General features: G+C 70.3%; 18 protein-coding genes. 7 read left to right on the top strand and 11 right to left on the bottom strand.

From position 1 onward, the window contains the following. Positions 1-171 precede the first annotated feature (171 nt). The 3 genes from ACFV2O_RS29185 to ACFV2O_RS29195 form a co-directional block, all read right to left on the bottom strand. Positions 172-741 carry a carboxymuconolactone decarboxylase family protein gene (locus ACFV2O_RS29185; protein WP_355072251.1) on the bottom strand — a complete coding sequence of 190 codons (570 nt, stop codon included), beginning with the start codon at positions 739-741 and terminating at the stop codon, positions 172-174. A 106-nt stretch (positions 742-847) separates the two neighbouring features. Next, the gene (locus ACFV2O_RS29190) at positions 848-1,225 is read right to left on the bottom strand and encodes a nuclear transport factor 2 family protein (protein ID WP_356966518.1); all 378 of its coding nucleotides are present in this window, start codon (positions 1,223-1,225) and stop codon (positions 848-850) included. Positions 1,226-1,264: 39 nt separating this feature from the next. Continuing rightward, positions 1,265-2,059 (bottom strand): helix-turn-helix domain-containing protein, encoded by a 795-nt coding sequence (locus ACFV2O_RS29195; RefSeq protein WP_379254608.1) that lies wholly within the window; start codon positions 2,057-2,059, stop codon positions 1,265-1,267. Positions 2,060-2,546: 487 nt separating this feature from the next. Between ACFV2O_RS29195 and mihF the strand changes: the two genes are divergently transcribed. Then, complete coding sequence (gene mihF, locus ACFV2O_RS29200; protein WP_039796616.1) at positions 2,547-2,861, top strand: integration host factor, actinobacterial type; 315 nt, start codon at positions 2,547-2,549, stop codon at positions 2,859-2,861. A 104-nt stretch (positions 2,862-2,965) separates the two neighbouring features. On the opposite strand, the gene ACFV2O_RS29205 is transcribed toward mihF, so the two are convergent. The 4 genes from ACFV2O_RS29205 to ACFV2O_RS29220 all read right to left on the bottom strand — a co-directional run bounded on the left by ACFV2O_RS29205 (position 2,966) and on the right by ACFV2O_RS29220 (position 8,379). Beyond that, positions 2,966-3,505: a hypothetical protein gene (locus ACFV2O_RS29205; RefSeq protein ID WP_379254610.1), complete on the bottom strand. Its 540-nt coding sequence runs from the start codon at positions 3,503-3,505 to the stop codon at positions 2,966-2,968. Between the two features lie 80 nt (positions 3,506-3,585). Then, positions 3,586-4,425: a formate dehydrogenase accessory sulfurtransferase FdhD gene (gene fdhD / locus ACFV2O_RS29210; RefSeq protein ID WP_379254612.1), complete on the bottom strand. Its 840-nt coding sequence runs from the start codon at positions 4,423-4,425 to the stop codon at positions 3,586-3,588. A 49-nt stretch (positions 4,426-4,474) separates the two neighbouring features. Next, positions 4,475-6,772 carry an FdhF/YdeP family oxidoreductase gene (locus ACFV2O_RS29215; protein WP_379254613.1) on the bottom strand — a complete coding sequence of 766 codons (2,298 nt, stop codon included), beginning with the start codon at positions 6,770-6,772 and terminating at the stop codon, positions 4,475-4,477. Between the two features lie 350 nt (positions 6,773-7,122). After that, positions 7,123-8,379, bottom strand: coding sequence for an FHA domain-containing protein (locus ACFV2O_RS29220; protein WP_379254614.1), 1,257 nt, complete (start codon positions 8,377-8,379; stop codon positions 7,123-7,125). A 337-nt stretch (positions 8,380-8,716) separates the two neighbouring features. Between ACFV2O_RS29220 and ACFV2O_RS29225 the strand changes: the two genes are divergently transcribed. Both ACFV2O_RS29225 and ACFV2O_RS29230 read left to right on the top strand, forming a co-directional pair. Beyond that, complete coding sequence (locus tag ACFV2O_RS29225) at positions 8,717-9,388, top strand: TetR/AcrR family transcriptional regulator (RefSeq protein ID WP_379254616.1); 672 nt, start codon at positions 8,717-8,719, stop codon at positions 9,386-9,388. Positions 9,389-9,431: 43 nt separating this feature from the next. Next, positions 9,432-9,950, top strand: coding sequence for a GNAT family N-acetyltransferase (locus tag ACFV2O_RS29230; protein ID WP_356966503.1), 519 nt, complete (start codon positions 9,432-9,434; stop codon positions 9,948-9,950). Positions 9,951-9,972: 22 nt separating this feature from the next. Here the strand turns inward: ACFV2O_RS29230 and ACFV2O_RS29235 are convergent, their stop codons facing one another. Both ACFV2O_RS29235 and ACFV2O_RS29240 read right to left on the bottom strand, forming a co-directional pair. After that, a complete protein-coding gene (locus ACFV2O_RS29235) occupies positions 9,973-11,514 on the bottom strand; it encodes a glycerol-3-phosphate dehydrogenase/oxidase (RefSeq protein ID WP_379254617.1) in 1,542 nt (513 codons plus the stop codon). A 41-nt stretch (positions 11,515-11,555) separates the two neighbouring features. Continuing rightward, a complete protein-coding gene (locus ACFV2O_RS29240) occupies positions 11,556-12,191 on the bottom strand; it encodes a helix-turn-helix domain-containing protein (RefSeq protein WP_356966500.1) in 636 nt (211 codons plus the stop codon). Positions 12,192-12,370: 179 nt separating this feature from the next. On the opposite strand from ACFV2O_RS29240, the gene ACFV2O_RS29245 reads away from it, so the two are divergent. Both ACFV2O_RS29245 and ACFV2O_RS29250 read left to right on the top strand, forming a co-directional pair. Continuing rightward, a complete protein-coding gene (locus ACFV2O_RS29245) occupies positions 12,371-13,948 on the top strand; it encodes an FAD-binding oxidoreductase (protein ID WP_379254755.1) in 1,578 nt (525 codons plus the stop codon). After that, positions 13,945-14,889: a diacylglycerol kinase gene (locus tag ACFV2O_RS29250; RefSeq protein WP_379254620.1), complete on the top strand. Its 945-nt coding sequence runs from the start codon at positions 13,945-13,947 to the stop codon at positions 14,887-14,889. The genes ACFV2O_RS29245 and ACFV2O_RS29250 overlap by 4 nt, the downstream gene beginning before the upstream one ends. Positions 14,890-14,917: 28 nt before the next feature. Here the strand turns inward: ACFV2O_RS29250 and ACFV2O_RS29255 are convergent, their stop codons facing one another. Then, on the bottom strand, positions 14,918-15,616 hold the full coding sequence (locus tag ACFV2O_RS29255) for a hypothetical protein (protein ID WP_379254621.1): 699 nt from the start codon (positions 15,614-15,616) through the stop codon (positions 14,918-14,920). 122 nt (positions 15,617-15,738) lie between these two features. Further along, positions 15,739-16,332 (bottom strand): helix-turn-helix domain-containing protein, encoded by a 594-nt coding sequence (locus ACFV2O_RS29260; protein ID WP_379254622.1) that lies wholly within the window; start codon positions 16,330-16,332, stop codon positions 15,739-15,741. Positions 16,333-16,423: 91 nt separating this feature from the next. Here ACFV2O_RS29260 and ACFV2O_RS29265 point away from each other — a divergent pair, with 91 nt between their 5' ends. Continuing rightward, positions 16,424-17,350 carry an NAD(P)/FAD-dependent oxidoreductase gene (locus ACFV2O_RS29265; RefSeq protein ID WP_379254623.1) on the top strand — a complete coding sequence of 309 codons (927 nt, stop codon included), beginning with the start codon at positions 16,424-16,426 and terminating at the stop codon, positions 17,348-17,350. A gap of 300 nt (positions 17,351-17,650) precedes the next feature. After that, a complete protein-coding gene (locus ACFV2O_RS29270) occupies positions 17,651-20,329 on the top strand; it encodes a valine--tRNA ligase (protein WP_379254624.1) in 2,679 nt (892 codons plus the stop codon). Positions 20,330-20,417: the final 88 nt, after the last annotated feature.

Below are 20,417 nucleotides of genomic sequence, written 5' to 3' on the forward strand. Positions count from 1 at the left end.
CCGTTACCCCGCACCGAAACTCGCGAAGGTAGCCCGCCGGCCGCGGCACGGCCAGGCGACGTCAACACCTCTTATTCTTAGTGCATTCCGGGCCGTAACGACAGTCCCGGGTGAACGCGGCGCCGAAGTACCAGGTCGGATCGAGCCATTCCCGCAGCGCCGCGGCCCTTTTCACGACCAGGGCACCCGGCACGAATCGGTGCTGAAACCCTGCGCCGTGATCCCGAGCGCCGAATTGAACCGGGCGCGTGAGTTTTCCAGCGCGATCTGATAGCTGAGCTCCACCACACCCGCTCGGCCGAAGCGCCGCTCCAGGTCGGCGACCTGTTCGTCGGTGACCGTGGTCGGCGTTGCGGTCATCGCGTCGGCGTAGGCGATGGCGGCGCGCTCGTCGTCGGAGTACAGCGGCGAGGTCGCGTAGTCGGCGATGTGTTCCAGCCGCGCGACGTCCAGCTCGCCCAGGCGCATGAGCATGGCGCCGAAGTCGACGCACCACGAACAGCCGATCGTCCACGCCGTGCGATACACCGCGATCTCGCGGATGACGGCGGGCAGGGCGGTGCTGGCCTTGCCGACCATGGTCTCGTGGACCGCGCTGGCCCTCAGCAATTTCGGATGGTTGGCGGTGACGGCGAAGGGCTCCGGCACTTCGCGGAAGCGGCGCTTGGCCAGCCGGTAGAGCAGCTTGGTCGTCGGTCCCGCGTGTTGCGGGGTGACGGCGGCGATACGGGTGGCGCTCATGTCGATCTCCTTCGATCAGCGGATGTGGTTCCTACTTCTCGGACGAGAGACCGTGCCGGAATGTGATGGGGCCGCGATGTGACCTGGCGCACCCGGCCGCCGCGCTCTACTCGGGCTCGACCCGCATGTCCTCCTGGCTCCAGTAGGCGCGCATCCCGGTGATCCGGCCTTCTTCGTCGAACTCCATCACATCGATCGGTGACAGGACGAAGCGCTGCCCGCCGACCTTGGTGACGATGGTGAACGGGAACGCGGCCTGATTGCCCGCGATTCTCACGTCCTCCGGCCGCAGCTCGGTCTCCCGATCCAGTGCGGCGATCACCTCGTAGAACTCGCGGATGGCCTCGTGGCCGCGCTTGGGTGGAGTGCCGACGGGATCCTCCACGATCGCGTCGGGCGCGTACAGGGCGACGATGTCCTCGGTCGGCCCCGAGCCGACCAGCTTGACGTATTGCTCCACCACGTCGCGAATCTGTTTGGCCATCGAGCCTCCTCCGAAATGAAACGTGTTCTAGTTTGTAGCCTAGCGCGTTCGGTCGCCCGATTCGATCCCTTCCGCTTCGTCCAGCACGACGATCCGTACTCCGGTGGCGAGCAGTGTTGTGGCCGACAAGCCGAACAGGGTGCGGAAAGCGTCGCTGAAGTGTGAGGGGCTGGCGAAGCCCGCGTCGGCCGACGCGGCGGTGAGGTTCGCGCCCTCGGCGAGCGCGCGGCCGACGCCGAGCATCCTGGCCCACAGGCGGTACCGCCGGAACGAGGTGCCCGCCTGGGCGGCGAACAGATGCAGGAAGCGCGACTCCGACAGGTGCGCGGCCGCGGCGAACCGGGCGGCGGTGAACTCCCGCGCGGGATGGGCGAGGAGGGTCGCCATCGCCTCGGCTACCCGGTCGTCCGGCGTGGGGACCGGCCTGGCGCCGACGAGTTCGGCCAGCGAGCGCGGATCGGGGCACGTGCCGCTCGCAGCCGTGGCGAGGGCGGCTTCCGCCCGATGGCCGAGTCCGAATTCGGCGTGCCACCGGATCATCCGGTCCCGGCAGGCTCGGGCGCCCCGCGACCCCGGATCCAGATAACAGAACATCATCTGGTCGCCGCCCGCGACGACGCGGTGCACCCGGCGCGGCGGGATCAGCGCGCTGCGCACGGTGTGCGTGACGGCATCGGTCGCGAGTGTGAACGGCGCGTCCAACCCGACGGCCAGGCAGTTCACCGCGGTGGAATGCGCGTCCGGACGCAGGGACGGTCCGCGATAGATCGCCTGCCCGGGCCACAGCCACAGAATCGCGGACGCAGTCGTCCCCGGCGGAGTGCTCGGCTCCATGCCGTCATGCTGTCACGGGCCGTGCGAACCGCGATATTTTCTGTTGTCCGGGGGTGAAGGCTCCGCTCGGTGTGACCCGAGCGGGCTCGGGGGATCGCCGTTGATCCCCCTTGGTTCGCCGTTGAACCAGACCCGCGTTCGGTATTTGCTGACTCTGTCGGTAACGGCTCATCCCGCGTTACCGCGCGGCGACGGCCGCTTCGGAGTAGTCGCCGTCGCGGCGCACCGCTTCTGCTCCGGGGTTCTCGGTACGCGTCGTCCGACGCGACGATCCGGGCGAGGGACAGCTTCGTGACGTGGTGTTCCTTTCGTCCTTTTCGTCTGTAGCCCGTCGGCCGTCCACTGATTCCGACGGCGCGGACCAGGGAAATTCATCGTCATTTCCGCAGTTCGTGCCCCGGTGTGTCGAGCTTGCGCTCCCGGTGCCGTGCTGTTTACTCGGTCCGGTCAACCAGATGTTCGAGTGACGAGTGGAAGCGGAGGAGACATGGCACTGCCTACCATGACCGCAGAGCAGCGCACCGAGGCCTTGGCCAAGGCGGCTGCGGTCCGCAAGGCACGCTCCGAACTGATCGGCAAGGTGAAGGCGGGCAAGGTTTCGGTCGCGGATCTGCTGAAGAAGGCAGACTCCGACGAGCTGGTGAAGAAGACCAAGGTGGCCGCGGTGATCAAGGCCCTGCCCGGTGTCGGGCCGGTGAAGGCCGCGAAGTTGATGGACCAGGCGGAGATCCCGGAGGATCGCCGGATCGGCGGGCTCGGTGCGCGTCAGCGCGCGGCACTGCTCGAAGCGCTGAAGGACTGACGGTCGGGGAATTCGCCAAGTCGCGGCGTCATCCGCGGATCCACCGGATCACGCCCGTGGTGATCTCCCACGGGCGTCCCGGACTCTGCTGCCGGGTTCGCCGATCAGCGGACGGCGCGCGGACGGCGGCGCGGGAAACGCAGCGTCACCGGTTGCGGGTCCGAGAGGGGCAACTCGCCTCGCGGCGGCAGGAAGAGGCAGGCCGCTCCGCCGATCACGAGCAGCAACGCCGCGATCAGGCTGGCAGTGAAGCTCGCCGCGCCCATCTCCGCGGGCTTGTGGAAGAGGTGGTAAAGGGAATGGGGGACACCGAAGGTGAGCCAGCCGACGCCCGCGATCCGGGCCGCCGTGGTTCGGTTGACCACGAGCGCGGCGATCGTCACCGCTGTCAGCGCCAGGAAGAAGGCACCCACGTCGGCCGCCAGATGGTGGTTGTACGGGCCGTCCGCCGCCACCCACTGGGCGCCGAACCCCGGAAAACTGGTGTACCAGGAGTGCGGCGCGAACGTGGCCCAAAGGCCGACGATCGCTCCTTGTACCGCCAAGACGGCCAGCACGATCCGCGTCAGCAGCAGGCGGCGGTACTGCTCGAACCGCATCCGCACCCGCAGGCCCTCGGAGTTCCCCTCCACCGATATCCGCATCGGCCGCTCCGTTCTCGCCGAATCCGTTCCGGCTCCGTGCAGTCACGGTAGAACGGGCGTCCGGCGCGGGCAATAGTGAGTCAGGCCAACAACGAGTCGGCGCCCGGATCGGTGCGCAGCCGCTCGGGGACGGTGTAGACGTTCATCGTGTCGCCGCGGAGGAAGCCGATCAGACTCAGTCCGGCGTCGGCGGCGAGATCGACCGCCAGCGAACTCGGCGCCGAGACCGCGCCGAGCATCGGTATTCCGGCCATGACGGCCTTCTGCACCAGTTCGAACGACGCGCGCCCGCTCACGATCAGCACCAGATCATGGGCAGGCACCCTGGATTCGCGCAGTGCCCAGCCGATCACCTTGTCCACCGCGTTGTGCCTGCCGATGTCCTCGCGCACCGCCAGCGCCTGCCCGTCGGTGGTGAACAGGCCCGCCGCATGCAAGCCGCCGGTGGCTTCGAACACCGATTGGCGGTCGCGCAGCATGCCGGGCATCGCGGCCAGTACCCGGGTGTCCACCACCGGGCCTGCGGCGGACAGGGGGAATCGGGTGCGCTTGCGGACCTCGTCCAGGGCGGTCTTTCCGCACAGTCCGCAGGCTCCGGTGGTGAGGAACGAGCGGGTCGATACCGGCACGGGGGTGCGCAGGGTGACGTCGAGGACGTTATAGGTGTTGCGGCCCTGGTCGTCGGTGCCCGCGCAGTAGCGGGCCGCCACGATGTCCTCGGCGGAACCGATGACGTCTTCGCTCAGCAAGAATCCGTGCACCAGGTCGATGTCGCTGCCGGGGGTGCGCATGGTGACCGTCAGCGACTGCCCGTCGATGCGGATCTCGAGCGGTTCTTCGACGGCCAAGGTGTCCGGGCGCTGGATCTGCCCGCTGGGCGAGATCCGGCGCATCCGGCGGCGAGCGGTGACGCGGCTCATGCCGTGTTCCCTTCGGCGCGAGCACTGTCCTGCGGCCGGACCCGGCTGGTCATGCCTTGCTCGCCTCGAAACGAATGGTGACCGCTTTGGAGACTGGCGTGTTCGATCGTTTCGCGACGTGGTCCAGTGGCACCAGGGGATTGGTCTCGGGGTAGTAGGCGGCGGCGTTGCCGCGCGGTGTGGGGTAGGAGACCAGGCGGAAGCCTTCGACGCGGCGTTCGGTGCCGTCGGTCCACTCGGAGACGATGTCGACCAGATCGCCGTCGCGGAAACCGAACGCCGTGATGTCCTCGGGATGGACCAGCACCACTTTGCGGCCGTTGTGGATGCCGCGGTAGCGGTCGTCCAGGCCGTAGATGGTGGTGTTGTACTGGTCGTGACTGCGCAGGGTTTGCAGGATCAGTCTGCCCGCGGGGACCGGCAGCCAGGTCAGCTCGTTGACCGCGAAGTTGGCCTTGCCGGTGGCGGTGCGGAATTCGCGGGCGTCGCGCGGCGGATGCGGTAGCTGGAAGCCGCCCCGGCCGCGAACTTTCGCGTTGTAGTCCGCGCAGCCGGGCACGACGCGGGCGATGGCGTCGCGGATGCTGTCGTAGTCACGGGCGAAGCGGGCCCACGGCACCGGGTGGTCGGGGCCAAGGACTGCCTGGGCGAGTTCGCAGACGATGGTGACTTCACTGCGCAGCTGGTCGCTGACCGGCCGCAACCGTCCGGTGGACAGGTGCACCATCGACATCGAGTCCTCCACGGAGACTTGATTCTTGGCGCCGTCCGGGGCCAGGTCGAGGTCGGTGCGCCCGAGCGTCGGCAGGATGAGCGCGGTACGGCCGTGCACGACGTGGCTGCGGTTGAGTTTGGTGGAGACCTGCACCGTGAGCGCGCAGTCGCGCAGCGCGGCTTCGGTCACGGCGGTGTCGGGGGTGGCGGAGACGAAGTTGCCGCCCATGCCGATGAAGACTTTCGCCTGTCCGTCGCGCATGGCGCGGATGGCGGCGACGGTGTCGAGGCCGTGCTCGCGCGGGCTGCTGATGCCGAATTCGCGGTCGAGGGCGTCGAGGAAGGCGTCGGGCATCTTCTCCCAGATGCCCATGGTGCGGTCGCCCTGCACATTCGAGTGACCGCGCACGGGGCACACACCCGCGCCCGGTTTGCCGATCATGCCGCGCAACAGCAGCAGATTGGTGGCCTCCTCGATGGTGGCCACGGCATGGGCCTGCTGGGTCAGGCCCATCGCCCAGCACAGGATGATGTTGCGCGAGCGGGCGAACAGCTCGGCGGTGTGCTCGAGTTCGGCCGCGGTGAGACCCGTCGCTTCCAGTACGGTGTCGAGATCGACCGTGCGCGCGTGCTTTTCGTATTCGGCGTAGCCCGCGCAGTGGGCGTCGACGAACGCCCGGTCGACCACCGCGCCCGGTGCGCGGTCCTCCGCTTCCAGCAGCAGACGGCCGAGCGCCTGGAACAGGGCCAGGTCACCGCCGAGGCGGATCTGCAGGAAGTCGTCGGCGATCGGCACGCCGGTGGTGACGCCCTTGATCGTCTGCGGGTCGCGGAAGCCGAGCAGCCCGGTCTCGGGCAGGGGGTTCACCGCGACGATCCGGGTGCCGTTCGCCTTGGCCGCGGCCAGCGCGCTGAGCATCCGGGGATGATTGGTGCCCGGATTCTGTCCCGCGACGATGATCAGGTCGGCCTTGGCGAAGTCATCGATGGAGACCGAGCCCTTGCCGATCCCGATCGAGCTCGACAGCGCCGCGCCGGAGGACTCGTGGCACATGTTGGAGCAGTCCGGCAGATTGTTGGTGCCGTAGCTGCGCACCAGCAGCTGATAGAGGAACGCGGTCTCGTTGCTGGTGCGGCCGGAGGTGTAGAACACCGCCTCGTCCGGGGAGTCCAGCCCGCGTAGCGTGTCGGCGATCAGACGGTAGGCGTCGTCCCAGGCGATCGGCCGGTAGTGGGTGTCTCCGGGACGCAGCACCATCGGGTGGGTCAGCCTGCCCTGCTGGCCGAGCCAATAGCCGGATTTGTCGCTCAGGTCCGCCACCGAGTGGGTGGCGAAGAACTCGGGAGTAACCGTGCGCAGCGTGGCTTCCTCGGCGACGGCCTTCGCGCCGTTCTCGCAGAACTCGGCGGGCCTGCGATGGCTGCTCGGCTCCGGCCAGGCGCAGCCCGGGCAGTCGAAGCCGTGCACCTGATTGACCCGGGCCAGGGTGCGCGCCGTGCGGATGACGCCCATCTCCTCGATCGAGCGTTTCAACGCCACCGCCACGGCGGTGACGCCCGCGGCCTGCTCTTCGGGCGGGGTCACCGTCAGCTCGGACTCGTCGATGTCGCGGCTCGGTCCGTTTCGGTGCATGCCGCCATTGTGCTCCCCGCGCGATCCGGGCTCGACTCGACCGGTTGATCGGCCGTCCCCGGCGCGAGGCCGGTGAGCCGGGCGCGAAGCCGTCCGGTACACGGCCATGGTGCGGCGGCTCGGCGAGCCGTTCACGCTGTGCGGCGCCCTGGTGCGAGGCAGCCGCGAGCGCCCAGCGTCATGACATGCTCGAACGGAGTCCACCTCGCACTGCGGCTCGGTGGTCGGCGCCGGTCCGGGCGCCCGATGCCGTGGCGTGTGCGGGCGCGGGGACGCTGTTCGAGTACGCGGGCGCCGGTGCTGGCAGGCGAGCTCGTCACCGCGGCCACTTTGCCAGGCGCCCTCGGCGGCTACGAACGGCGGCGCGCTCCCGCGATATCCGCCGTGCCCGTGCGCTGCTCGTCGCCTCGGTAGGTGAGGACCCGCTCGCTGATGCGGACCCGCCAGCCGGGCGGGAGCTCGGTCGGGGACGTGCTGATCCTGGTCCACTGGTCGGTGCCGGGACCGGCGATGAAGGTGCCGGAGGTAGCGGCGGCGTCCCGGATGTACACCTTGCCGCCGTCCACCGACACATATGCGTGGACCCGCGAGACATGCCGATCGCGCTGGATGACGATCGGCGTGGCGGCGGCGGTGCGGACCGCCTCGTCCACCTGCGGTCCGCGCCCGATGACGTAGGCGCGGTCCAACGGGTAGGCCGCCCCTTCTTCGGTGACCAGCGCACCGACGGCGTCTCCGGACAGCGCCGCCGGGCTCACGGCTCGCGTTCCGCCGTTCTCGGGCGCTTTGCGCAGGGCGACCGGTTCGCGCGCGGGCTGCACCTGGGACCACGCCGGCGGCCGGTCCGGGACCGGCCGGGGCGGACGCGGTTTGGCGAAGGGGCGGACCGACTCGGTCGGCCTGGGTGTCGCTGGTGCGAGGGCGTCGGCGGCGCTGGTCTGCCGAGGGATCGGCGTTGCCTGTGCGACGGCGTCGGACGCGCCGGTCGGTCGCGGAGCGGGCGATGCTTGCGCGACGGCGTCGGACGCGCCGGTCGGTTCCGGCATCGCCGCGAAACCGGCCGCCGCCGTCGCCTCGGGCTCGGCCTGCGCGGAAGGCTCGGACGTGCGTGGTTCGGCGGCTTTTCCGGTGCGTCGTACCGCGGCGTGCAGCACGAAGCCGCCGCCGGGGACCACGCCGGCGCGCAGGTCGGTGCGGGGCAGGGCGGTCGGCGGCTCGCCGGTGTCCGCGCCGATCGTGATGCGGCGCACCGGTTCGCGCACGATCTCGTCCACCCAAGTGAACGCACGCCCGCCGTCGAGGCGGCGGGTGCCCTCCGCGCCTTGGATCTCCGCGATCACCGGTCCGCGCAACAGGATCAGCACGCCGTCCGCGGTGGGGGCGACCACACCGAACGGCGGCGGTTGAACGGTGCTGCCGAAGATCACCGCGGCCAAGCGTTGCGCCAGCGCGGCGCCGGGATGCTCGCCTTCGGCCACGGCTTCGATGGTGCCGAGTATTCGGTCCGTGGAGGTCGTTTCGGCCCCGAGGTAGGCGACGACCGCACCGAAACGGGCGACGAGTCCGTCGCCCGGTGCGACACCCACGGTGGACGGTTTTCTGCGCACCCGCGCCCTCCTTCCCGGCGCACTACCGGCATACCGAAGCCAGCATAGAGCGTCGGCGACCACCGAACCGGGGTCTGCGCGCATCGCGAAGCGGACAGTGCGAACGTCTCGCCGTGTCATCGGATTCTCGAATCACGCTCTGTCGGGCGGGTTCTCGTGAGCGGTCGCCGCCAACCTTCGCAAAGGCTGTGAGCTGCATGTTGTGGTGTTTTCCGCAACAAGCGGCGTTCGGCGGCCTGCTCCGTCCCGCCGGATCGGCCTCTTCGCGGCAGCTCCGGACGAGCATGGACTTGCGCCGCTCACCCGAACGGCGTTCGTCCCTCGTTATGCTCGGCTCATGAGCGCAGCAGCCGTCAGCCGCAGGGCCCGCCCGGCCAAAGCTCCGCTGAGCCGCGAGGTGATCGTCGAGACCGGCCTGCGCATCCTGGACCGGGATGGAGCGGCGGCGCTGACCATGCGCCGGGTCGCACAGGACTTGGACACCGGCGCCGCGTCGCTGTACGTATACGTCGCCAATCGCGACGATCTGATGGCCGCCATGCTCGACCATGTCCTCGGTTCCGTCCCCGAGCCCGCCGGGGCGAGCTGGCGGGAGCGGCTCACCGAGCTGGTCGATGCCACGGTGGCGGCGATGAGCAGGCACGAAGGGCTGGCGCTCGTCGCGCTCGGTGTGATTCCGAGCAGTCCGAACGCCCTGCGGCTGGTGGAGCTGATGCTCGGTGCGCTCACCGAGGCGGGACTGGACGAGCTGACCGCGTCGTGGGCGGTGGACCTGCTGTTCCTGCACATCACCGCGTCGGCGTCCGAACAGAGTGCGCACCGCGTCGGGGGCGGCAGCGAGCAGGAGTACCTCGCCACGATCGAGCGGCGCTTCGCCGAACTGCCCGCCGACCGCTATCCGACCGTCGTGGCCATGCGAGAGGCTCTGCTGGCGGGCGGCGGTGCGGCGCGCGCGGCCTGGGCCGTGCAAGTGCTGCTCAACGGCATCCTCGCCACGCGGGCGCAGTGAAATTCGCTGGCTCATGTCGTGGGGGCGGACTGACAATGGGCCGGTGATCCGACCCGCGACATCCCGAGACCTCCCCGTGCTCCAGGACATCGAGCGCGCGGCGGGTGAGCCGTTCGCGCGAATCGGGATGACGACCGTGGCCGACGACGAACCGCCCTCGCTGGCGACTCTGCGACAGTTCCAGCAGGCCGGGCGGGCCTGGGTGTGGACCGACGACGACCTGCCGATCGGCTACCTCGTCGCGGCAGTGGTCGACGGGAACGCCCACATCGAGCAGGTCTCGGTGCGCCCGGATCATGCCCGGCGCCGGATCGGCAAGCGCTTGCTCGACCAGGCCGCCCGATGGGCCGCCGTCGCGGGCCTACCCGCGATGACGCTGACGACGTTCACCGAGGTGCCGTGGAACGGGCCGTATTACGAGCGGCTCGGCTTCCGGTACCTGTCGGCGGGGGAGGAGACGCCGGGGTTGGTCGCGCTGCGCGCCGCCGAGCAGGCCCACGGCCTCGACCGCTGGCCGCGCGCGTGCATGCGCGCGGAACTGTCCGCATGGTCGATGGACTGAGCCGCCCGGACGCGTCGTGCCGTCAGGCGAGGGCGCGTACGGCCGCGGGCGCCGCGGCGGCCCGATCTTCGGCGATCAGGCCGATGCGCGTGCGCCGATCGAGCAGGTCGTCGGCCTCCAGCGCGCCCTCGTGGGACACCGCGAACGCGAATTCGGCTCCGAGTACGTCGATTCCGGGCGCGACCGGCTCGGCGAGGGCAGGATCACGGCGCGCCGCGGCCAGCACGGCGTCCGCCTCACCGCCGTAACGTTCGATCAGCACCGGCGGCGCGTCGATGCGGTCGCGCGCCGCTCCGGAGACCGCGCCTACCAGTGGTAGCCGCCGGGTGCGGCACGGTGCCGCGGCGAGACCGTTGTGCGTGACGGCGGCGTCGATCACGTCCTCGGCCATCTTGCGGTAGGTGGTGAGTTTGCCTCCCACGATGGTGACGATCCCGCTCGGGGAACGCAGCACCGCGTGTTTGCGCGAGATGTCGGCGGTGCTGTCGTCGGCGGTCTCCAGCAGTGGGCGCAACCCGGCGTAAGAGCCGCGAATATCGGCGCGGGTCAGCGGCTCGCGCAGGGCGGGATTGATGGTGTCGAGCAGGAAATCGATCTCGCCGTCGGTGGCCTTCGGCTCGTCGGGAACCGGGCCCGGCGCGTCCTCGTCGGTCAACCCCAGGTAGACCCGGCCGTGCGCGGCGGGGAAGGCGAAGACGAAGCGGCCGATGCTGCCGGGCACCGGTACGGTGAGCGCCGCGGACAGGCCGCCGAAGGACGCGGCGGAGAACACCAGGTGGGTGCCGCGGCTCGGGCGCAGCCGGATACTCGGATCCACCTGATCGGCCCAGACTCCGGTGGCGTTCACCACGGCGCGCGGCCGCACCGCCAAGGTCTCGCCGGTGCGCGTGTCACGCAGGGTCGCCGAATTCCCGGTCACGTCGAGCGCTTCGACGCGGGTCAGAATGCGCGCGCCGTTGGCCGCCGCGGTGCGCGCCAGTGCGACGACCAAGCGCGCGTCGTCGACCAGCTGTCCGTCCCATGCCTGCAGGCCGCCGCGCAGGTCCGCGCGGCGCACGGTCGGTGCGAGCCGTACCGCCTCCGCGGCGGCGACGTGCCTGGACCGGGGCAGCAGCGCCGCGGGGGTGCCCGCACCACGCCGCAACAGATCACCCGCCAGGAAACCGGCGCGCACCAGTGCGGCTTGCGTCGTGCCGATATTCGGCAGCAGCGGGACCAGTTGGGGCAGCGGGCGCACCAGATGTGGTGCCGTGGTGCGCATGAGAATGCCTCGCTCCGAGGCGCTTTCGTGGGCGATGCCGACGCGGCCGCTCGCGAGATAGCGCAGGCCGCCGTGCACCAGCTTGGAACTCCAGCGGCTGGTGCCGAAGGCCAGGTCGTGGCGTTCCACCAGCACGGTGCGCAGCCCGCGGGCCGCGGCGTCCAGCGCCGCGCCCGCGCCGGTGACGCCACCGCCGATCACCAGCACGTCGACCTCGGCGCCGTCGCCGAGCCGCGACAGATCCGCCGCACGGCGGGCGGCGTTCAACGCGGAGTCCCCGGTGTGCCCCGGATCAGTGCTCATCACAATGCCTTTCGGTTACGGCGAGAGGGGTCGAAGACGGCTCATCGCGCTTGTCTCCGGTCGGTGTCCTCAGTGGTCTCCCGGGCGTGGTCGTCCAGGTACCCGTCGATCGCGCGACGGAGTTCGGCGTCGAGATGCTCGCCCGCCAGCAGCGGCGCGACGGTGCCCGCCGACTGCACCGCGGATTGGGCGATCAGTAGCAGCATCGTGGCCATCCGTTCCGGGTCGCCCCCGCGAATGGAGCCGTCCCGGTGGCCGTCGCGGATACCCGCCGCGAACAGCTCGATCAGAGCGCGCTGGTTGCGTCCCAGCCTGCCGAAGACGTAGGTGAGCATCAGATCGGTGTCGGTACGGAAGATCTTGCCGAACAGAGGATTCGACCGGACCGTCGCCGCTCCCGCGACCACGCCCTCGACCAGCCTGACGCGCGCGCTGCCCGCCGACGGCATGGTCGCCGCCACGATCCCGCGCAGCTCGCGGACCAGCAGCTCGGCCACCAGCGCGCCGGTGTCCGGCCAGCGGCGGTAGACGGTCGGCCTGCTGACGCCCGCTCGCCGCGCCACTTCGGTGAGGGTGGTGCGGCGCACGCCGAATTCCTCCACGCACGCGCGAGCGGCGTCGAGGATCGCCAGGTCGGTCGCCGAGAGGCGCTCGGCGGAGTCGTCAGGAGCGGTCAAGGTGTCACCACCGGGGGTTGATCGGCCGACGGCCGGCGTCGACCAAGGGGAATGGTCCGAACCTTCGTTACTGCTTGACAGTCTATGTCAAACTGTAACGCATGGTGGAGACACGGCAGCACGCCGAGGGCGATTCGGCTTCCGCGGCAAAGACCGGCGTGAGCGGGTCGGCGGCGAGTATGGTCTGGGATGCCTGGGGAATCCCGGCTGGGCACCAGCCACTTTCGGAGCGAATCCGTGGTCTGCTGACGCAGGTGTTCGGGGTGTCCGGCGATCCGGTGGCGCGCCGCGATGAGGGCGACGTGCCACTGCGCGAATCGGCGTTGACGCCCGCGCGGCGAGCCGGGTTGGTCGAGGTGGTCGGTTCCGGGAACGTGTCGGCCGACCACCGCGATCGGTTGCGGCACGCAGGGGGGAAGAGCACACCCGATCTGCTGCGCCGCCGGGCCGAGGGCCCGCAGGACGCGCCGGACGCCGTCGTCTTCCCCGCCGACCACGACGAGGTGCTCGCCGTGCTCGCCTACTGCGCGGCGAACGCCGTCGCGGTGGTGCCGTTCGGCGGCGGCACCAGCGTGGTCGGCGGCGTCGAACCCGTGCGCGGTCGCTTCGACGCCGTGATCGCCCTCGATCTGCGCAGGCTGGACACGATCACCGCGATCGATCCGATCAGCGGCACCGCCACACTGGGCGGGGGACTCACCGGCCCGCGCGCGGAGGAACTGCTCGGCGGGCACGGCTTGTCCCTCGGGCACTTCCCGCAGAGCTTCGAGTTCGCCACCATCGGCGGCTTCGCGGCGACGCGATCCTCTGGCCAGGCTTCGGCGGGCTATGGCCGTTTCGACGACATGGTGCAGCGGCTGAAGATCGCGACGCCCAGTGGCACGCTCGTCCTCGGGCGCGCCCCCGCCTCGGCGGCGGGGCCGGATCTGCGTGAGCTGTTCGTCGGATCGGAGGGCACGCTCGGCGTGATCACCGCGGTCACCTTGCGCGTGCACCCGGTCCCGGAAACCGTCGCCTACCAGGCGTGGTCGTTTCCCGATTTCGCGACCGGCGCCGCAGCGTTGCGCGCGGTGGTGCAGGAGGGTGCGGCGCCGACCGTGCTCCGGCTGTCCGACGAGGCGGAGACCGGGATCAACCTCGCCCGCTCCGGCGATATCGGCGGCAACCCGGTGGCCGGATGTCTGGCCGTCACCACCTACGAGGGCAGTGCCGCGCACGTCGCCGCGCGCAGCGCCGAAGCGGGTGCGCTGCTGGCCGCGGCGGGCGGCTCGGCCCTGGGCGAGGCAGCGGCCAGGGAATGGGAGCACGGTCGTTTCGCCGCGCCGTACCTGCGCGACGCGCTCCTGGATGTCGGGGTGCTCTGTGAAACGCTGGAAACCGCCACCACTTGGTCGAATCTGAGCGCGCTGAAGGAGAAGGTGACCGGGGCGCTGACCGATTCGCTCAGTGCGCAGGGGACGCCCCCGCTGGTCATGTGCCACATCTCGCACACCTACCCGACCGGTGCGTCGCTGTACTTCACCGTCGTCGCCAAGCAGTTGGACGACCCGCTGGCGCAGTGGCAGGCCGCCAAACGCGCCGCGGGCGACGCCATCGTCGCGGCGGGCGGCACCATCACCCACCACCACGCGGTGGGCATCGACCACCGCCCCTGGGTGCCGGACGAAGTGGGTGACCTCGGCGTGCGCGTCCTGCGCGCGGTGAAGGCCGAACTCGATCCGGCCGGCATCCTCAATCCGGGAAAGTTGGTGCCGTGACCGAATATTCGCCGGTACGCAAGGTCACCGTGGTGACCAACCCGCGGTCCGGGCACGGCAAGAGCGGCGCGGCGGCGAGCGCCGCGGTCGCCCGTCTCCGCGCGGGCGGCGCCGAGGTCGCCGAGGTGTGCGCGCCCTCGGCCGTCGAAACGGTTCGGCAGGTGCGAGATGTCATCGCGGGCGACGCGCCGCCCGACGCCGTGGTCTGCGTCGGCGGCGACGGCCTGATCAACCTGACCCTTCAGGCCGTGGCGGAGACCGGCGTCCCGCTCGGCATGGTTCCCGCGGGCACCGGCAACGACCTGGCCAGGGAACTCGGTGTGCCGACCGACGACCCGCTCGCCGCCGCCGCGCTCGTGCTGCGCGGGCGGACCAGGACGATCGATCTCGGCCGGATCGAGTCGCCCGGCGCGCCGATGTGGTTCGCCACGGTGACCGGCACCGGATTCGACGCGCGAGTCACGCTGCGCGCCAATGAGATGCGCTGGCCGAAAGGCAGGCTGCGCTATACCGTCGCCGCGCTGGCCGAGATCTCCGGGCGCTTCACCGTTCCCTACCGCGTCGAGTTGGTGGACGCGGTGACCGACGGGCTCACCAACCCCGGCACGGGCTCGCTGCTGGAGACCGAGGCGGTCATGGTCGCGGTCGGCAACACCCGCACCTACGGCGGCGGCATGTTGATCTGCCCGGACGCGATCATGGACGACGGACTGCTCGACTTGACCGTGGTCGGCGCGCTGTCGCGGCGGGAGATGCTGCGCTTGCTGCCCGCGCTGTCGGCGGGGAAACGCCAGAATCACCCGGAGGTCAAGCAGTTCCGCGCCGCGGCCGTCACGTTGACCGCCGCGGGCGCGCCCGCCACGGCCGACGGCGAACCGGCGGGCACCCTGCCGCTCACCATCAGGGCCGTCCCGGCGGCACTGACCGTTCTGGTGCCCTGAGGCGCACCGAGGCGGCGGTTTTCACCGGTCAGGCGAAGGTCACGCACCCAAGGCGGTCGACGGCCGCGCGGTCGACGATGACGACCGACCGGGAACCGCGGGCCGTGGGTTCCGTCGCCACCACGCTCATCAATCGCCGCCAGCCGCGCACGTGTAGCCGGAAGGCCAGGTGATTGATCCGCCGTCCGCGGCTGTGCTGGCCCGCCCTGGCCACCGGCGCGGGCACATCGAGCAGGAGCAGGTGCAATTCGCGTCCCGCCGCCCAGCGCGCGATCAGAACGCGCGCCCATCGGAAGGTGGCGCAGTCGTGGATGACGACCGGGCCGTCGACCTCACGCAACGCGGCGCGAACAGCGACGAAGTGCGCCACGTGCACCACCGGACGCCACAGCAGGTAGGGCAGCCACCAGAGTTTGGGCCGCCAGCGATTGCGCGCCTGCATCGAGTCGAGCACCAGCACCCCGGCGGGACTGTGCGATGGTGCGGTGGCCGCCGCGTCGGCGTCGAAGAATTTGCGCAAGGCGGTGCTCTTACCCGCGCCGGGGACGCCCGCGACGATCAGCGCCGCCGCGGCGGGGTATCGAATCTCCGCGACCACGCGACCGCGTAGATCGTGCAGCGCGTCCGGGACCAGGATCGGCGGTCGCGGTTCGGGGGCGTGCCCAGGCGCGACTTCCAGCGGGGGGTTCACCTCTCCCAGCGTCCGCAGCCGAGAAGGCTTCGGCATCCGGGAAAACCCCCGTTTTTCTTGGTGATTCGCCGAGTGGGGTGCGCCTGGAGTGTTCACCCTTCCCAGAGTCCCGAGGTTTCGCCTTTTCGGCAATACTGGACATTTCGGACATTATCGGTTCATGTGGGTTTCCGGCCCGCCGACCGCGCGCGAAGATGCATTCGTTCACCCTGGGACCCGAAAAGGCTGAGAATTTCCACCGGTCCCCGGCCCGCGCTACCGAACCAATGCGGTTGGCGGGTGTCGAATTCCGCGGCCTCGCCGGGGCCGAGCACCAGATCGTGTTCACCCAGCACCAGCCGGAGCCGTCCGGACAGGACGTAGAGCCACTCGAAACCCTCGTGCACCTTGGGGTCGGGCTCGCCACGATCGGGCGGGATGATGATCTTGAACGCTTGCAGCGGCCCCGGCTGCCGGGTCAGCGGAAGAATGCTGAGCCCGTTCATCTTCCGTGCCGTCGTGTGGACCCGGGGGTCGGCGATCCGCGGTGCGGCCACCAGTTCGTCCAACGGCACCTGGTGGGCCATCGCGATCGGCAGCAGCAGCTCCAGGCTGGCTTTTCGCTGGCCGGACTCGAGCCGCGACAGCGTGCTCTTGGAGATCCCGGTGCTTTCCGCCAGCGCGGTGAGCGTGACGTTGCGTCGAGTCCGCAGCGCTTTGAGTCGCGGACCGATGTCGGCGAGGGCTTGGGCGACGCCCGGTGGTGTGGACATGTCACCAGTGCACCGCGTCGTCCCGGATTTGGCAACAATAGTTGCCGATACGCGCCGAGCGGCGGCACTGTGTCGGTGGAGGTGATCGCGGATGAGCGAGACATATGACGTGGTGATCGTGGGTGACGGTGCGGCGGGGTTGTCCGCGGCGTTGGTCCTGGCCCGGGCGCGGCGGCGGGTCGCGGTGGTCGGCGGCGGCGCGCCGCGCAACGCGCCCGCCGAGCACATGCACGGGTTCCTGTCCCGCGACGGGATGCCGCCCGCGCAGTTGCTGGCGGCCGGAGCCGAGGAGGCGGCGGGCTACGGCGCGGAGGTGATCTCCGACGTCGTCGTCGGCGCGGAACGGGTGGGTGAGTCGGAGTTCGTGCTGCGGCTGCGCGGCGGTGCGACGCTGCGGGCGCGCCGCCTGCTGGTCGCGACCGGGCTGCGCGACGAACTACCGCGGCTGCCCGGAGTGCGCGAACGATGGGGGCGCGACGTGCTGCACTGCCCTTATTGCCATGGCTACGAGGTGCGTGACCAGCCGCTCGGCGTGCTCGGTGGGCGGGAACCCGGCGCATCGGCGCGGGCGGTGCACTTGGCCCTGCTGCTGCCGCAGTGGTCGGACGACGTCATCTTCTTCCCGAACACGATGCCCCTGTCCGACGACGACCGCGCTCGCTTGGACGCGCGCGGCGTGCGGGTGCTCGACGGCGAGGTCGCCCGGTTCGTGGTGCAGGACCGGCTGTGCGGTGTGGAGCTGGCCGACGGGCGAGCGGTGCCGAGGACGGCGATGTTCGTCGCGCCGACCTTCCGCGCCAACGACGACGTACTGGTGGCGCTCGGCTGTGCGTTCGACGACAGCGGCTGGGTGGTGACGGACGCCACCGGGCGCACCAGCGTGGCGGGCGTATGGGCCGCCGGTAATGTGAGCGATCCGGCTGCGCAGGTGATCTCCGCGGCGGGCGCGGGCTCGACCGCCGCGATCGCGATCAACGGCGACTTGGTGTCGGCCGACGTCACCGTGCCGGCCCGATAAGGGGAATATCCGGGGTAGAAAATGCCGGAAGCTGAGAATTGCTTATGGATTCCGAGTCCGGCCTCGGATCGCCGGTAAGCTACTGGCATAGGCGGAGTGTTCGGTGTCCCTCATCCACCGAAGACTCCGCCTTTCTTTGTCTCCGTCGTGAAATACCGCTCCGCGCGATTCGTCCGGAGCGCCCGCGGGCCGATATCCCGCCCGATTTCCACAGCGCTGCCGCCCGGCGGATCCGCGGGTAGCGGCGGGCCGGGTCGACCGACCCGAAGTCGGCGCGGCGACGCGCTCTAGAATCGCGGGGTGACCAGCGCAGCCCCTGACAACACGCGTAATCGTGCCGATGCCCTCCCCAAGAGCTGGACTCCCAGCGAGGTGGAGGCCGAGATGTACGAGCGCTGGGTAGCCGCTGGCTATTTCACCGCCGACACCGGCAGCGGCAAACCGCCCTACTCGATCGTGCTGCCGCCGCCGAACGTCACCGGCACGCTGCACATGGGCCACGCGCTCGACCACACCCTGATGGACACGCTGTCGCGCCGCAAGCGGATGCAGGGGTACGAGGTGCTCTGGCTGCCCGGCATGGACCACGCGGGCATCGCCACCCAGACCGTGGTGGAGAAGCAACTCGCGGTGGACGGCAAGACGAAGGAAGACTTCGGCCGCGAACTGTTCGTGCAGAAGGTCTGGGATTGGAAGCGGGAATCCGGCGGCGCCATCCAGTGGCAGATGCGCGCGCTCGGTGACGGCGTCGACTGGAGCCGGGACCGCTTCACGATGGACGAAGGCCTGTCGCGCGCCGTGCAGACGATGTTCAAGCGGCTCTACGACGCGGGCCTGATCTACCGCGCCGAGCGGCTGGTGAACTGGTCGCCCGAACTGCGCACCGCGATCTCCGACATCGAGGTCAAGTACGAGGACGTGGAAGGCGAGCTGGTCTCGCTGCGCTACGGCTCGCTCCGCGACGACGAACCGCACGTCGTCGTCGCCACCACCCGGGTGGAGACCATGCTCGGCGACACGGCGGTGGCCGTGCATCCGGAGGACCCGCGCTACCGGGCGCTGATCGGCACGACCCTGGAGCATCCGATCACCGGACGGCAGATCCCGATCATCGCCGACGACTACGTCGATCCCGAATTCGGCTCCGGCGCGGTGAAGATCACACCGGCGCACGACCCCAACGACTTCGAGATGGGTCTGCGGCACGGGTTGCCGATGCCGACGATCATGGACGAGCGCGGCCGGATCACCGGCACCGGAACCGAATTCGACGGCATGGACCGCTTCGAGGCCCGCGTCAAGGTGCGCGAGCGGCTCGCGCGAGAAGGCCGCGTGGTCGCCGAGAAGCGGCCGTACCTGCACTCCGTGGGGCACTCCGAGCGCACCGGCGAGCCGATCGAGCCGCGCCTGTCCATGCAGTGGTGGGTGAAGGTCGAGTCGCTGGCCAAGGCCGCAGGCGACGCCGTGCGCAGCGGCGACACCGTGATCCACCCCAAGAGCCAGGAACCGCGCTGGTTCGGCTGGGTCGACGACATGCACGACTGGTGCATCTCGCGTCAGCTGTGGTGGGGCCACCGCATCCCGATCTGGTACGGCCCCGAGGGCGAAGTGGTGTGCGTCGGGCCCGACGAGCAGGCGCCCGAGGGCTGGGTGCAGGACCCGGACGTCCTCGACACCTGGTTCTCCTCCGGCCTGTGGCCGTTCTCCACGATGGGCTGGCCGCACGCCACCGCCGAACTCGAGAAGTTCTATCCCACAAGCGTGCTCGTCACCGGCTACGACATCCTGTTCTTCTGGGTGGCGCGGATGATGATGTTCGGCACCTACGTCGCCGAGGACGCCGTGCTGACCACGGGCAAGGGCGGCGCGCGGCAGGTGCCGTTCAAGGACGTGTTCCTGCACGGCCTGATCCGCGACCAGTTCGGCAAGAAGATGTCCAAGTCGCGTGGCAACGGCATCGACCCGCTGGACTGGATCAACGCCTTCGGCGCCGACGCCACGCGCTTCACCCTCGCGCGCGGCGCGCAGCCCGGCGGCGACCTCTCGGTCGGCGAGCCGCACGTGCTCGCCTCGCGCAGTTTCGTGACGAAGGTGTTCAACGCGACCAAGTTCGCGCTGATGAACGGCGCGCGGGTGGGCGACCTGCCTGATCGCGCACAGCTCACCGACGCCGATCGCTGGATCCTGGACCGGCTGGACGCGGTGCGCGCCGAAGCGGACGCCGCGTTCGACGCCTACGAGTTCGGCAAGGCGTGTGAAGCGCTCTACCACTTCGCCTGGGACGAGCTGTGCGACTGGTACCTCGAGCTGGCCAAGGTGCAGTTCGCCGCCGACGGCGCGCGCGCGGAAGCGACCCGGTTGGTGCTCGGTACCGTGCTCGACGCGGTGCTGCGCCTGCTGCACCCGGTCGTGCCGTTCGTCACCGAGGCGTTGTGGCAGGCGCTGACCGGCGGCGAGTCGATCGTGATCGCGGCGTGGCCGCAGGCCTCCGGGGTGCCCGTGGACCAGGAGGCGGCGCAACGCATCTCCGACACCCAGCGGTTGATCACGGAGATCCGGCGGTTCCGCAGCGACCAGGGCTTGGCGGACAAGCAGAAGGTCGCGGCCAAACTGATCGGGGTCGGCGAGGCGGGGCTCGGCGAGCAGGCGGCGTCGGTCGCCAACCTGGCGCGGCTCACCGAGCCGGACGCGGGCTTCGCCGCGACCGCGTCGGTGGAGGTCCGCCTGAGCGCCGGGACGGTCACCGTGGAGTTGGACACCTCGGGCGCGGTCGACCTGGACGCCGAGCGCCGCAGGCTGGAGAAGGATCTGGCCGCCGCGCAGAAGGAACTCCATGGCACCGCCGCCAAGCTCGGCAACGAGGCGTTCCTGGCCAAGGCGCCCGACCACGTGGTCGAGAAGATCCGCGGCAGGCAGCAGGTCGCCGCGGACGAGGTCGCGCGCATCGGGGCCCGACTGGCGGAGTTGAGCGGCAAGTGAACCACGAGCCGGAACCGCAATACGGCGACGACGAGGGCCGTGGCGGCGGAGCGCGGCTCGGCTCCGGTCCCTCGCCGGTGGAACTGGC

This window comes from Nocardia sp. NPDC059691 (assembly GCF_042733915.1).
In the GTDB taxonomy this organism is placed as follows: Bacteria; Actinomycetota; Actinomycetes; order Mycobacteriales; family Mycobacteriaceae; genus Nocardia; species Nocardia sichangensis.